The organism is Planococcus plakortidis (assembly GCF_001687605.2).
Lineage (GTDB): Bacteria > Bacillota > Bacilli > Bacillales_A > Planococcaceae > Planococcus > Planococcus plakortidis.
On the sequence record NZ_CP016539.2, the window covers coordinates 480,528 to 493,680 of the forward strand.

13 protein-coding genes and 1 other annotated feature are annotated in these 13,153 nt (G+C 51.5%); of the genes, 12 read left to right on the forward strand and 1 reads right to left on the reverse strand.

Translation table 11 applies throughout. The annotated features are described in order from the left end of the window. The first annotated feature begins 105 nt into the window (after nt 1-105). Nucleotides 106-335 (forward strand) — a binding site (T-box leader). A gap of 62 nt (nt 336-397) precedes the next feature. From trpD to BBI15_RS02570, 8 genes are all read left to right on the forward strand, one after another. Further along, on the forward strand, nt 398-1,390 hold the full coding sequence (gene trpD / locus BBI15_RS02535) for an anthranilate phosphoribosyltransferase (protein ID WP_068871970.1): 993 nt from the start codon (nt 398-400) through the stop codon (nt 1,388-1,390). Beyond that, the gene (trpC, locus tag BBI15_RS02540) at nt 1,387-2,160 is read left to right on the forward strand and encodes an indole-3-glycerol phosphate synthase TrpC (RefSeq protein ID WP_068871973.1); all 774 of its coding nucleotides are present in this window, start codon (nt 1,387-1,389) and stop codon (nt 2,158-2,160) included. Before trpD ends, trpC begins: the two co-directional genes overlap by 4 nt. Then, nucleotides 2,157-3,965: a tryptophan synthase subunit beta gene (trpB, locus tag BBI15_RS02545; protein ID WP_084632720.1), complete on the forward strand. Its 1,809-nt coding sequence runs from the start codon at nt 2,157-2,159 to the stop codon at nt 3,963-3,965. The genes trpC and trpB overlap by 4 nt, the downstream gene beginning before the upstream one ends. Continuing rightward, entirely contained in the window at nt 3,962-4,732 is a 771-nt protein-coding gene (gene trpA, locus BBI15_RS02550) for a tryptophan synthase subunit alpha (protein WP_068871975.1), read from the forward strand. Before trpB ends, trpA begins: the two co-directional genes overlap by 4 nt. A 20-nt stretch (nt 4,733-4,752) precedes the next feature. Continuing rightward, complete coding sequence (locus tag BBI15_RS02555; RefSeq protein WP_068871977.1) at nt 4,753-5,346, forward strand: DNA-3-methyladenine glycosylase; 594 nt, start codon at nt 4,753-4,755, stop codon at nt 5,344-5,346. A 70-nt stretch (nt 5,347-5,416) separates the two neighbouring features. Continuing rightward, complete coding sequence (locus BBI15_RS02560) at nt 5,417-5,935, forward strand: type 1 glutamine amidotransferase domain-containing protein (protein ID WP_068871979.1); 519 nt, start codon at nt 5,417-5,419, stop codon at nt 5,933-5,935. 134 nt (nt 5,936-6,069) lie between these two features. After that, nucleotides 6,070-6,399: an ArsR/SmtB family transcription factor gene (locus BBI15_RS02565; RefSeq protein ID WP_068871981.1), complete on the forward strand. Its 330-nt coding sequence runs from the start codon at nt 6,070-6,072 to the stop codon at nt 6,397-6,399. Nucleotides 6,400-6,414: 15 nt separating this feature from the next. Further along, nucleotides 6,415-7,710 carry an arsenic transporter gene (locus tag BBI15_RS02570; protein WP_068871983.1) on the forward strand — a complete coding sequence of 432 codons (1,296 nt, stop codon included), beginning with the start codon at nt 6,415-6,417 and terminating at the stop codon, nt 7,708-7,710. A gap of 61 nt (nt 7,711-7,771) precedes the next feature. Here BBI15_RS02570 and BBI15_RS02575 read toward each other — a convergent pair whose 3' ends face one another. After that, nucleotides 7,772-8,572, reverse strand: coding sequence for a GNAT family N-acetyltransferase (locus BBI15_RS02575; protein WP_068871984.1), 801 nt, complete (start codon nt 8,570-8,572; stop codon nt 7,772-7,774). 227 nt (nt 8,573-8,799) lie between these two features. Between BBI15_RS02575 and BBI15_RS02580 the strand changes: the two genes are divergently transcribed. The 4 genes from BBI15_RS02580 to BBI15_RS02595 all read left to right on the forward strand — a co-directional run bounded on the left by BBI15_RS02580 (nt 8,800) and on the right by BBI15_RS02595 (nt 13,133). Then, the gene (locus BBI15_RS02580; protein WP_068871986.1) at nt 8,800-9,726 is read left to right on the forward strand and encodes a manganese-dependent inorganic pyrophosphatase; all 927 of its coding nucleotides are present in this window, start codon (nt 8,800-8,802) and stop codon (nt 9,724-9,726) included. 104 nt (nt 9,727-9,830) lie between these two features. Then, nucleotides 9,831-10,541 carry a DsbA family oxidoreductase gene (locus BBI15_RS02585; RefSeq protein WP_068871988.1) on the forward strand — a complete coding sequence of 237 codons (711 nt, stop codon included), beginning with the start codon at nt 9,831-9,833 and terminating at the stop codon, nt 10,539-10,541. Nucleotides 10,542-10,636: 95 nt separating this feature from the next. Beyond that, nucleotides 10,637-11,275 carry an FMN-dependent NADH-azoreductase gene (locus BBI15_RS02590; protein ID WP_068871990.1) on the forward strand — a complete coding sequence of 213 codons (639 nt, stop codon included), beginning with the start codon at nt 10,637-10,639 and terminating at the stop codon, nt 11,273-11,275. Between the two features lie 304 nt (nt 11,276-11,579). Continuing rightward, on the forward strand, nt 11,580-13,133 hold the full coding sequence (locus tag BBI15_RS02595; RefSeq protein WP_068871992.1) for an FAD-dependent oxidoreductase: 1,554 nt from the start codon (nt 11,580-11,582) through the stop codon (nt 13,131-13,133). Nucleotides 13,134-13,153 lie beyond the last annotated feature (20 nt).

Here is a 13,153-nt window from a genome sequence, read left to right on the forward strand (position 1 = left end):
TTTGTCACTTGACAGAATATACAAAACCTTTTAGTATGAAGGACAACTTGTTGGTAGCGGCAAGTCTATTCGAGAGCAGAGTGAGCAGAGAAGAGAACAGAAGAGTGTAAATCGAGGAATGAGACGAGTAGGCAGTGGCCTCTATTTAGAGAGTCAGCGGGTGGTGAAAGCTGATTAGAAGCGCTGTGCGAATGGACTTATGAGAGCCAGCCGGAAAGCGGAAGCGAGTATGGCGGACGTATCCCTGCGTTAAAGGGGAAGGCTTAAGAAGCCTGTTTGAGTGAGTGCAAAATGCATTAATGCGTGGTGGTACCGCGGTTAAAACCGTCCCCGCAACCGGAATAGACCCCGGTTGCGGGGATTTTTGCATTTAAAAACGAGACGAGGAGAGATTGAGATGAGCAGAGCAGGAAATATGAATGAACATACAATGAAACAGCGAGCGCTGGAATTATTGGAAGGGCGCATGGACCGGCAGCAGATGAAAAATTTCTTGAATGAATTGCACGAAAAAGGCGAGACGGCCGATGAATTGGTCGGCATGGTCCTGGCGATGCGTGAGAAAGCAGTGAAGCTTCCTAAAGTGGCAGGCGAACTGGTGGACGTTTGCGGCACCGGCGGCGATAAATCCTTTAGCTTCAACATCAGTACATTGACGGCTTTTGTCTTGGCGGGATGCGGCATGAGCGTCGCGAAGCACGGCAACCGCAGCGTTTCCAGTAAAACCGGCAGTTCTGATTTATTGGAAGAGATCGGCATATCCACTCAATTGGCTATAGCGGAAATGCCGGCACTCGTCGAACAGACAGGCATCGCCTTCTTGTTCGCGCCGGCGATCCATCCGGCACTCGGTGGCTTGCGCGAAGTGCGCAAGGAAATCGGCACGCCGACCATCTTCAATTTGGTCGGGCCGCTAGCCAATCCTTTGCCGATCACCATCCAAATGAGCGGGGTCTACCGTCCGGATATGATGGAACCGATGGCGGATGCCTTGATGCGCCTCGGCAGAAAGCGTGGGGCGATTGTCCACGGGGCAGGTGGGCTGGATGAATTATCTCTTGCCGGAACCAACCAGTTGATCGTCTTTGACGAACAAGGCAAGCGCAGCATGACGGTCCATCCTCACGATGTCGGGCTTGAAACCGCACCGATTGAGGCGATTCGCGGAGGCGATTCGAAGCGCAATGCCGAGATTTTCATGCAAGTAATCGGCGGGACGCCGAGCGCGTACTTGGACACGGTAGCGCTGAATGCGGGAACGGTGCTTTACGTGAGCGGCCGTGCTGCAAGCATTGCGGAAGGCGTGCATCAGGCAAGAAAATCAATCATTTCAGGCGAAACGGCGCGTGTGTATGAACTGCACCGCCTGGCATCGGGGGTGCTCGTATGACCATATTGGACAAAATCATGGAAACCAAACGGCAGGAAATCACTGCCTATGAAAAACATTATCCCAAAACCGAGCGATATCCGGACAAACCGAAGCTCATCGATACCTTGCGGAAAAGCCGCGGAGTCATTTCGGAGATCAAGCGCGCATCACCGTCAAAAGGCGCCATCCGCATGGAAGTGGACGTCGTTGAACAGGCCCGCCAATACGAAGGGGCCGGTGCAGCCGCCATTTCCGTATTGACGGATGAGCAATATTTTAAAGGGTCCATCGACGATTTGAAGAAAGTGGCGCGCGCGGTTTCGGTTCCCGTGTTGTGCAAAGATTTCATGGTCAGCGAAATCCAAATCGAACGGGCGAAAGCGGCCGGGGCAACGATCATTCTATTGATCGTCGCAGCGCTTTCGAATGAAGAATTAGAACGGTTATTCCGCTATGCAGAGTCGCTCGGTTTGGAAATCCTGGTGGAAGTGCACGATGCAGCAGAGCTGAAAAAAGCTGTAGCGCTCGGCGCACAATTGATCGGCGTCAATAACCGCAATTTAAAAACCTTTGAAGTGTCATTGGAGCGGACGGCAGAACTGGCCGAGAAATTTGCGTTTGACAGCGGTTCGGTGCTGATCAGCGAAAGCGGCATGAATGATGCAGCAGATGCGCACCGCGCCTACGAACTCGGCGCACAAGGCGTACTGGTCGGGGAAGCGTTGATGCGTTCGGAAAATCCGGCAGCCTGGATTCGCCAGGCAACAGGACAGGAGGCAGCACAATGACGCATGTAAAGATCTGTGGGTTGATGGAAGAACAGCACGTTAAAGCCGCATCGCAAGCGGATGCAATCGGCTTCGTCTTCGCCCCTAGCAAACGGCGTGTATCGATCGAACGGGCGCAGGAATTAGCGCGTCTCGCAACTAATGACATGCAGCGGATTGGCGTATTCGTCAACGCCTCCTACGAAGAAATCGATGAAGCCGTCAAGACGGTGCCGCTGACGATGGTGCAATTGCACGGCGATGAACCGGACGAGTTGATCCGGCGCATCGAAGTGCCGGTCATCCAAGCGTTCTCGATCCGTACGCCGGACGATGTAGAAAAACTGAACAAATCGATTGCGGATTATATATTGGTCGATGCGCCAGGCACCGACTACCGGGGAGGCAGCGGGCATGTATTCGATTGGAGCCTTCTGGAAAATGTAGACTTGGATCATAGCCGCCTCATTTTAGCGGGTGGATTGAATAGAGACAACGTGCAAGCGGCCATCAGCCAAACCGCTCCGTTCATGGTCGATGTGTCGAGTGGCGTGGAAACCGATGGCCGAAAAGACGAAGCGAAAATCCAGCAATTCATACTACAGGCAAAGGGTGATTCGATGGAGAGAACGCAAGAAAAGACAATAGACCCGGTAGGATTTTTTGGTCGCTACGGCGGCCAGTTCGTTCCGGAAACTTTGATGAAAGCAGTCAAAGAACTCGAGGCCGCGTATGAAGAAGCGAAGAATGACCCTGGATTCCAAGAGGAATATCAACATTATTTGAGTGAATACGTCGGCCGCGAGCAGCCGCTCACCTTCGCTGCCCGCATGACGGAAGCGTGGGGCGGTCCTAAAATTTACTTGAAGCGTGAAGATTTGAATCATACGGGTGCCCATAAAGTGAACAACGCAATCGGCCAGGCGCTGCTCGCACAGCGCATGGGCAAACGTAAAATCGTCGCTGAAACCGGAGCCGGCCAGCACGGCGTGGCAACAGCTACCATCTGTGCCTTGTTCGATTTGGACTGTGTCGTCTTCATGGGCGAAGAAGACATCAAACGCCAGCAGCTTAATGTGTTCCGCATGAAATTATTGGGCGCGCGCGTCGAGAGTGTGACAAAAGGCAGCGGCACGCTCAAGGACGCAGTAAACGAAGCGCTGCGCTACTGGGTCACCAATGTCGAAGACACACATTATTTGATCGGATCGGCACTAGGGCCGCACCCGTTCCCGACGATGGTGCGTGATTTCCAGAGTGTGATCGGGCTCGAGACAAAGCGCCAGATTCTCGATAAGGAAGGGCGCCTGCCGGATGCGATCGTCGCATGTGTCGGCGGGGGATCCAACGCCATCGGCATGTTCCATCCGTTCGTAGGCGATGAAAAAGTCCGCTTGATCGGAGCTGAAGCAGCGGGCGAAGGGGTCGATACCGAACGCCATGCTGCCACTTTGACGAAAGGGTCGGAAGGCGTGCTGCACGGGGCGATGATGAAGATCTTGCAAGACGATGCCGGGCAAGTGCAGGAAGCACATTCGATTTCGGCAGGCCTTGATTACCCGGGTATCGGGCCGGAACATGCGCACCTGGCGGATAGCGGCCGCGTCACTTATCAGGCCATCACGGATGATGAAGCGCTCGCATCGGTCATTGAAATGTCGCGCTTAGAGGGCATCATTCCGGCTTTGGAGTCTGCCCATGCGGTAGCGGAAGCGAAAAAACAAGCGCAGTCGATGACAGCGGATGAATTGCTCGTCATTTGCGTGTCCGGCAGAGGCGATAAGGATATGGCGACATACGCCGAGAAATTGGAGGGGCTGTCATGAAACGATTAGCAGAACTGAAACGAGCAGGGCATAAAGCTTTTGTCGCCTATATCATGGCAGGCGACGGCGGCATTGAAAAACTGGGTGAACAGATCCAATATCTGCAAGAGCGCGGAGTGACGGCGATTGAAGTCGGGATTCCGTTTTCGGATCCGGTCGCTGACGGGCCGACGATCGAAGCGGCAGGAAACCGGGCGCTTGATGAAGGCATTACTTTGGAAAAAGTGCTCGATGCGATGCAGCGCTTCGATTTCGAAGTGAAAGTGCCGCTCATCATCATGACCTATTTGAATCCGGTCATCCGTTTCGGGGCTGAACGTTTTACACAGGAAGCGAAAAAGGCGGGGGCATCCGGCGTCATCATCCCGGATTTGCCGTTCGAGCACCGGCAATTGATCGAGCCGTTCGCGAAACAACAGGAACTTGCGCTGATCCAGCTCGTCACATTGACGACGATCGACAGCCGCTTGGAAGAGATTTTGAAAGAAGCTCAAGGTTTCGTCTATGCGGTCACCGTGACCGGCATTACGGGAAGCCGTGACGAATTGGCGGAAGAAGTCGGCGCCTTCACGCGCAAGGTGAGGGAATTGAGCCCGGTGCCAGTCTATGCGGGATTTGGGATCTCGAAAGAAAGCCACGTCGATATGTTGCGTGACGATGTCGATGGATTCATTGTCGGCAGCGCGATCGTCCAGGCGTTCCATGAAGGCCGGATTGAAGGTGTCGAACCCTTGATCGATGCAGTGACCGCCCCTCATTCGGTATAATGCCGAAAGGAGGGATCAACATGTTCGAGCCAATGGATGATAAGTTTTTTGAAGCCCCGACGCTTGAGTTGTCGCGGGATTTACTTGGGAAAATACTGGTCCATGAACTCCCGGGCGGCATCGTCGCTGGGAGGATCGTCGAGACTGAAGCCTATATGGGGGCGGAAGACCGGGCTGCACATAGCTTCGGCAACCGCCGCACGAAACGCACTGAAGTGATGTTTGGCAGATCCGGACTTGTTTATACGTACCAAATGCATACCCATACGCTGGTGAATGTTGTCAGCGGACCGGAAGAAACGCCGCGCGCCATCTTGATTCGTGCGGTCGAACCGGTCGAAGGCGTCGAATTTATGGCGGAGCGCAGAGGGCAGCACATGCCGATGAAGCAATGGACGAGCGGGCCCGGCAAGCTGACGAAAGCGATGGGCATCACAATGGACTATAATGGCCATCACTTCACTGAGCGGCCGCTTTATATTGCTGAGGGCGACGCAGTGCACGCTGTGTCGACAGGGCCGCGCGTCGGCATCGGGAATTCACAGGAAGCGGTCCATTATCCATACCGTTTCTGGGAATCAGACAATCCGTTCGTCTCGAAATTCCGCCCGTAATCCGGATGTTTAAGCTTTCCAATTCGTGGAATACTGAGAGGGAGCACATAAACAGAAGGAGTGAAGGAAAATGGCAAAAATTGCAACGTTAATTACAGATATGTTCGAAGACGTGGAGTATACAGAACCGGCAAAAGCGTTTAACGAAGCGGGCCATGAACTGATCAATATCGAAAAGGAAGCGGGCAAGAAAGTGACCGGCAAGCAAGGCGAAGCCGTCGTCACGATCGATAAAGGCATCGATGACGTAAACCCGGATGACTTCGATGCGCTGCTATTGCCGGGCGGGTTCTCGCCGGACCAATTGCGCGCAGATGATCGTTTCGTGACATTCACGAAAGCATTCATGGATTCGAAAAAACCGGTTTTCGCAATCTGCCACGGGCCGCAGCTATTGATTACGGCGAAAGCTTTGGAAGGCCGCAAAGCGACAGGATTCAAATCGATCCAAGTTGATATGGAATACGCTGGCGCAACTGTGGTGGACGAAGAAGTGGCTGTTTGCCAAGATCAATTGGTAACAAGCCGCCAGCCGGATGATATCCCGGCATTCAACCGCGAGTCACTGAAATTGCTTGAAAACAAATAAGGAACTATCCAAACCGCTCCCGTCATTGGGGGCGGTTTTTTCGTGATGAAAATTATTAGGGAATCGAAATGCCCTCTTGCACACATAAGTGATTGCTTATATAATAAACCCATTGCCAAAAAGAGGTGACTGAAATGGACTATAAACAAATGGAACAGAGCTTGAAAGCGCTAAGTGACGAAACACGCATGCTGATCTTGAAATACTTATCAAAAGAAGCGTTGTGCATCTGCGAGTTCACGGAGCTGCTTGATATGTCGCAGCCGGCCATCAGCCAGCATATGCGCAAACTCAAGCAGGCGGGGTGGATCTGTGAAGAAAAGCGCGGGCGCTGGACGATCTGGTCGCTCAATGAACGGCATGGGCTTTTTGGGGTGCTGACAACATTGCTTGCGATATTGCCGGAACCTGAACGCACGGTAGAAACGCTCATAGCGGAAGGCAAGAAAGTGGATTGCAATTAAGGAGTTGGAAGTGAAATGGATGTTTGGTTAGCGATAATTATTTTTCTGGTGACATTGCTATTTGTCATCTGGCAGCCGCGCGGCTTATCGATCGGCTGGTCGGCGATTGCGGGGGCCGTGGTCGCCTTGGTGTTCGGCGTCGTCGATTTCGGCGATGTGTGGGATGTGACGGGGATTGTATGGAATGCGACATTGACCTTTGTTGCCTTGATCATCATTTCCTTGATTTTGGACGAAATAGGCTTTTTCGAATGGGCCGCCTTACATATGGCGCGTTTTGCCAAAGGCAGCGGCTTGCGCATGTTCTTCCTCGTTACGCTTCTTGGGGCGTTTGTCGCGGCACTTTTTGCCAATGACGGCGCGGCGCTAATTCTGACGCCGATCGTTCTGGCGATGGTGAGGGCGTTGAAATTCCGCGATACGATGATTTTGCCGTTTATCATGGCATCCGGCTTTATTGCCGATACGGCTTCCCTGCCGTTTGTCATCAGTAACTTGGTCAATATCGTCTCGGCGGATTTCTTCGGCATCGGCTTTACGGAGTACGCCTTGCATATGGTTGTTCCGAACTTGTTCAGTATCGTGGCGAGCATGCTTGTCCTGTATCTGTTCTTTAAGAAAGATATTCCGGGCCGTTTCGATCCGGGCGTGTTGAAAAAACCGGATACCGCGATCAAAGATATCCGTATTTTCCGCCTGTCTTGGGTCGTTCTTGCGATCTTGCTGATCGGCTACTTCATGAGCGAATCGCTGGAGATTCCGGTTTCCTTGATCGCCGGCTCCATCGCGATCATTTTCCTGGCGATTGCGCGCAACAGCAAGCACGTCGAAACGATGACGGTGCTAAAAGGCGCACCGTGGGCGATCGTTTTCTTCTCGATCGGCATGTACGTCGTTGTCTACGGTTTGCGCAATGTCGGCTTGACCTCGGTTCTTGCCCAGGCGATCGAATGGACAGCGGGGCATGGCCTCTATGCGGCGACGGTCGGCATGGGCTTTATCGCAGCGATCCTATCATCCGGCATGAACAATATGCCGACGGTGATGATCAATGCTTTGGCCATCGCCGAGGCGAATACGAACGGCGTCATGCGCGACGCCTTGATTTATGCCAATGTCATCGGATCCGACCTCGGCCCGAAAATCACGCCGATCGGTTCGCTTGCGACACTTTTATGGCTGCATGTCTTGAAGACGAAAGGTGTCGAAATCAGCTGGGGCTATTATTTCAAAGTCGGCATCATCCTTACCGTCCCGACTTTGTTCATCACTTTGACCGGGCTGTATCTATGGTTAACGGTATTGAATTGATCCGCACAATGAAAAATGCCCGCCATTCACATTTGAATGGCGGGCATTTTTTGAAGTTGGCTTAATCCAAAAATTTGGCTAAATAGATTTCGTCGTGCTCTTTGCCGTCGATGATGAGTGACCGGTGGCGGGTGCCTTCGGCTTCGAAGCCGGCTTTTTCATACAGTTTGCGGGCACGCTCATTGTCTTCGATGACGGTCAACTCCAGGCGTGTGATGCCTTTTTGCTTGGCCCAGTCTTCCGCTTTTTCAAGAAGGGATTTGGCGATGCCTTTGCCCTGTGCTTCCTTCAGAAGGCCGAGGACCAATGCAGCCCGGTGTTGTGCCCGTTTGGCTTCATTGCCGATGACCATCAAATAGCCGACGTGCTGGCCGTTCAAGATGGCGATGATGATCGCGGAATGGCCGCTTTGCTTCCACTCGATGATCTGTTTGCGGACGCGTTGCGTAGAAAGCGAGCGTTCGTCCTTGCCGTAAAGCATGAAATTGGATTCCGCTTCCACGGCTTTTTGGAGCAAGGCCAGCGACCGCGCATCCCCGTGTTCGGCGGTGCGGATCAACAATATGTCCTTATCTTCTTCGTCTGTGCCGGCGGCCGTGTTCTTGGCATCCGCTTTTTCAAAGACGACGTAGCGGTCGGGCTCGACTTCTGTCACGCGATAGCCCGCGTCCATCCAGGCATGGAAATGTTTTGCGGGGGGTTTCGATTTTTTCCACCAGCTTTTGTTCAAATAAGCGGCATTGGGCAAGTTCTGCCCCATGATCTGCTCAATTTCCGAAAAAGTCAAACGGATACTGGGATTTGTCGCGGCTTGAAAATAATGGGACAAGGGGATGTATTTCTTTTCCAATAATATAGTCACTGGCACCTCTTCCTTCCAAAATCATAGGATTAGTTAGTAATATAATACCATTCAACTATGCTAAAGTACACACTTAACTTTAAAAATACTGATAATTCTAAAAACATTTCCGTATTTAGTTGGTCTGAAGCTGGAGAACACTAGGTTTTCTGTCGCAGATTTTTTCTGAAGAGGCGATTTGTGATAGAATAATCTCAGAAACTACTCAAGCCAGGAGGCCATTATTCATGTCAAAAGTTTTTGTATTAGGTCATAAAAATCCGGACACCGATTCGATTTGTTCAGCGATCGCTTATACCCATTTGAAAAAAGAGCTCGGAATGGATGCTGAAGCCATTCGCCTCGGGGAAGCGAACAATGAGACGCTGTTTGCGCTCGATCATTTCAAATCCCCGACCCCCCGCTTGGTGACACGCGCTTCAGACGAAGTGAAGCAAGTCATCCTTGTCGACCACAACGAGCGCCAGCAGAGCATCGATGATATCAATGACGTGCAAGTGATCGAAGTGATCGACCATCACCGGATCGCTAATTTCGAAACGGCCGATCCGCTTTATTTCCGTGCTGAGCCTGTCGGATGCACAGCGACGATCCTTTTGAAACTCTATAAAGAACATGCAGTCGACGTGCCGGCTGATATTGCCGGGTTGATGCTTTCTGCGATCATTTCGGATTCCTTGCTGTTCAAATCCCCGACATGTACGGAACAGGACATGCAAGCGGCGAAAGAACTGGCTAGCATCGCCGGCGTCGATCCCAATGTTTATGGCCTTGCCATGTTGAAAGCGGGTGCCGATTTGAGCAACAAAACGCTGGAAGATTTGATTTCGCTCGATTCCAAGGAATTCGAGGCGGGCGAGCACCGCTTTGAAGTGGCGCAAGTCAATGCCATCGATGTATCGGAAGTGCTGGCGCGCCAAGCGGAATTGGAAGTGTTGATTGGCAGCACGGTCGCTGCGAAAGGCTTGGACCTGTTTGTGTTCGCTGTTACGGATATCCTGAATAACAACTCGGAAGCGATTGTCCTCGGCCGCCGTGCAGACATTATCGAATCTGCTTTCCAATCAAGCGTCGTCAACAACCGGGTAATCCTGCCGGGCGTCGTCTCGAGAAAAAAACAAATCGTTCCGGTCATTACCGAAGCCTTAAGCTGATTCCCTTATAGGGAGTCAGTTTTTTTGTGCTGGAAATTTTCTTCAAGCAAAAAAATTGTGGCGTATCGAGGTCATTGCTATAGTAAGTGGCGAGGTGAATAGATATGAAAATTGAAGTTTGGTCAGATTACGTTTGCCCATTCTGTTATATAGGAAAGCGCACACTAGAACAAGCTCTCACACGCTCAGGCTACGAGAGCCAAGCCGAGATTACATTTAAAGCATATGAACTGGATCCACAAGCGCCGGTGGGCTCCAGCAGATTAGCCTATGAACATTTGGCAGAAAAGATGGGGCAAAGCCTCGAACGGGCGAAAGAAATGACAGCCCAGGTTGCACAGCAGGCAAAAGCGTTCGATTTGCATTACGACGTGGAAAACATGCCTCACGCCAATACATTTTCTGCGCACCGGCTCGTCAAATGGGCGGCCACACAAGGCGGGGAACACCGCTTGACCGAGCTATTGATGCACCATTACTTCGAAAAAGCGCACAATATCAGCAACACGGAGACGCTGCTTTCGATTGCTGAAAAAGCAGGCCTTGACCGCAAGCAGGCAGCGGACGTTCTCGATTCGGATCAATTCCAGGGCGAAGTCGAACAAGACATCCAAGAAGCCGGCCAGATCGGTGTACAAGGCGTCCCGTTCTTCGTCGTCAACCGAAAGTATGCCATCTCGGGCGCCCAGCCGCTTGAAGCATTCATTGAAGCGCTGGAACAGATCGGTGAAGAGGAAGGCATGCGCCCTTCGTTAAAGCCTGTCGGAAAAGCGAAGACCAGCTTTTGTACAGGAGATTCCTGTGAAGGGGAATGACGTGAGCAAGCTCTTTGACTTTATGCCTTGAATTACTTATAATTATAAAGTCTTGAATTGAAGAATAATAATATTAGTATAAAGGAGTTTTATCAGTGAAAAACATTTTAGTCGTAAAAGCCAATAACCGTCCGGCATCTGAAGGGGTTTCAAGTAAAATGCACGAGGTCTTCATGGAGAACTTGAAGACGGACGCAGAAGTCAACACATTCGATGTATTCGCAGAAGATATGCCGTATTTCGGCCAGGATTTCTTCGACGCCATGCAAAAATCCGCACAGGCAGAAGAATTGACTGAATTGGAGCAGCGCATCTTGACGGCTGCTAATAAAGCGATGGATGCATTCATGGATGCAGACGTTGTCGTATTCGCTTTCCCGCTATGGAATAAGACGATTCCTGCGGCATTGCAGACTTTCATCGATTATGTATACCGTGCAGGCATGACGTTCAAATATACGGAAGAAGGCCCGGTTGGCTTGGTTCCGGAGAAAAAAGTCATCATCCTGAACGCTCGAGGCGGGGTCTACTCGACACCGGAAATGGCGCCTAGCGAAATGAGCGTCAACTACATCCGTGCCATCATGAATTTCTTCGGCATCACGGATATCGAAGAAGTCATCATCGAAGGACACAATATGTACCCGGACCGCGCTGAGCAAATCATTGCAGACGGCATGGAGCGCGTGAAAGAATCGGCAGCATTGCTTTCTAAAGTTGAAGTAAACGCATAATGAATGAACAGACGGAAACGCTTCGGCGTTTCCGTCTTTTTTTTTCTTGAAATTGTCGGGACTAAGCTTTTCCGATCAAATGGGTTAATTCAGCTTTTTTATGCATTTATTTGCTCGACTTTCGCTGTGCTCAAGCCTCGCAAACGAATGTCCGAGGCAAGCCTCGTTAGTTTGCTCCCACATCTGCTAAGCAGATGCGTCGCAAATAAATGAACTCAGCTGCCCTTCGTTCATTTATTGGTTAGTAATTTCCACATGGGGGTAGACAGTCAATAAGCAGAACATTCAATAAAGGAGGGGCAGCATGTCTCAAAATGAACAGCACAGACGCATTCCCGAATCGAAGGAGTCTTTTTGGAGAGCCTATAAGGAATTGCCGGATTATCCGGCATTCACCGGCAATAAGTCTACGGAAGTCGCGGTGATAGGGGCAGGTATTGCCGGCGTCGTAACGGCTTACCTCTTGGCGAAAGAAGGGAAGAAAGTGACGCTTTTGGATGCCGGAAAATTGATCGACGGCGTCACGGGCTATACGACTGCCAAGATTTCGGCCCAGCATGGCCTGTATTATGCGCCGTTGATCAAGATCGCTGGTGAAAAACAAGCGAGGCTTTATTACGAAGCTAATATGGAAGGCTTGAAGTTTATCGAGGAAACGGCAAAAGAGCTGGACATCGATTGCGATTTCTCGCACCGGGATGCATTCATCTATTCGACGAAAGATGCCACCGTGAAGTTATTGGAGAAAGAAGCGGAAGCGTACCAGCAGCTGGGCATCGACGGCGGGCTTGCGCGCGAGGAGTCGGAGTTGCCGTTCCCGGTGACAGAAGCGCTCGTCATGCGCAACCAGGCGCAGTTCCATCCAGTGAAATTCTTGACAGGCCTTGTAAAGGAACTGGAGAAAATGGGCGTGGACATCCACGAACAAAGTCGCGCCATGAAGATCTTGAGCAAGAAAGACCCGGTCATCCAGATGGAAAACCTGTCTCATTTATCATGTGAAAAAGTCGTCGTCGCGACGCATTACCCGTTCAATGATTTCGATGGCATGTATTTCTCCAGGATGTCAGTCAACCGTTCTTATGCCATTGCGGTCCGGACCGAAGGCAAGATCCCGGAAGGCATGTACATCAGCGTCGATAGCCCATCGCGTTCCATCCGGTTTACGCCAGGTGAAGACGGGGAGAAACTCTTGTTGCTCGGCGGCGACGGCCACGCTACAGGCCAAAGTTCAGTTGACACGATGGAGCATTACGAGAATTTGGCAAAGTTCGGCGAAGATTATTTTGCCGCACAGGAAATTCCTTATCGCTGGTCGTCACAGGATTTGACGACTTTGGATAAAATCCCTTATGTAGGCACGATCACCGCCGGTTATGAAAATATCCTCGTCGCAACCGGCTTCCATAAATGGGGCATGGCAAACGGAGCCATCGCGGGGCGGATTCTGACCGACCAAATTGTCGGGCGCGACAACCCGTACGCTGCGCTATTCGACCCGACGCGGCCGAAAGTGAAAGCGGCCGATGCCGCAAGCTTCTTGAAAGACAATGCATCGGTGGCGAAAGAACTGGTCAGCGGCAAATTGAAAAAAGCATCCAAGACCATCGACGACCTGGAAAAAGGACAGGGCGGACTTGTCAAAGTGGATGGCAAAAAAGCGGGCGGCTACCGCGATGAATACGGCCAAGTGCATCTCGTCAAACCGACCTGTACGCATATGGGGTGTGACGTAGCGTGGAACGATGCCGAAACCTCGTGGGATTGCCCGTGCCACGGCTCGCGCTTCTCGCACACTGGCGAAGTATTGGAAGGCCCTGCCGTGAAACCGCTGAAGAAATTAGAAGGCGGCATTTAAAACACAAAAAAGAAGCAGCG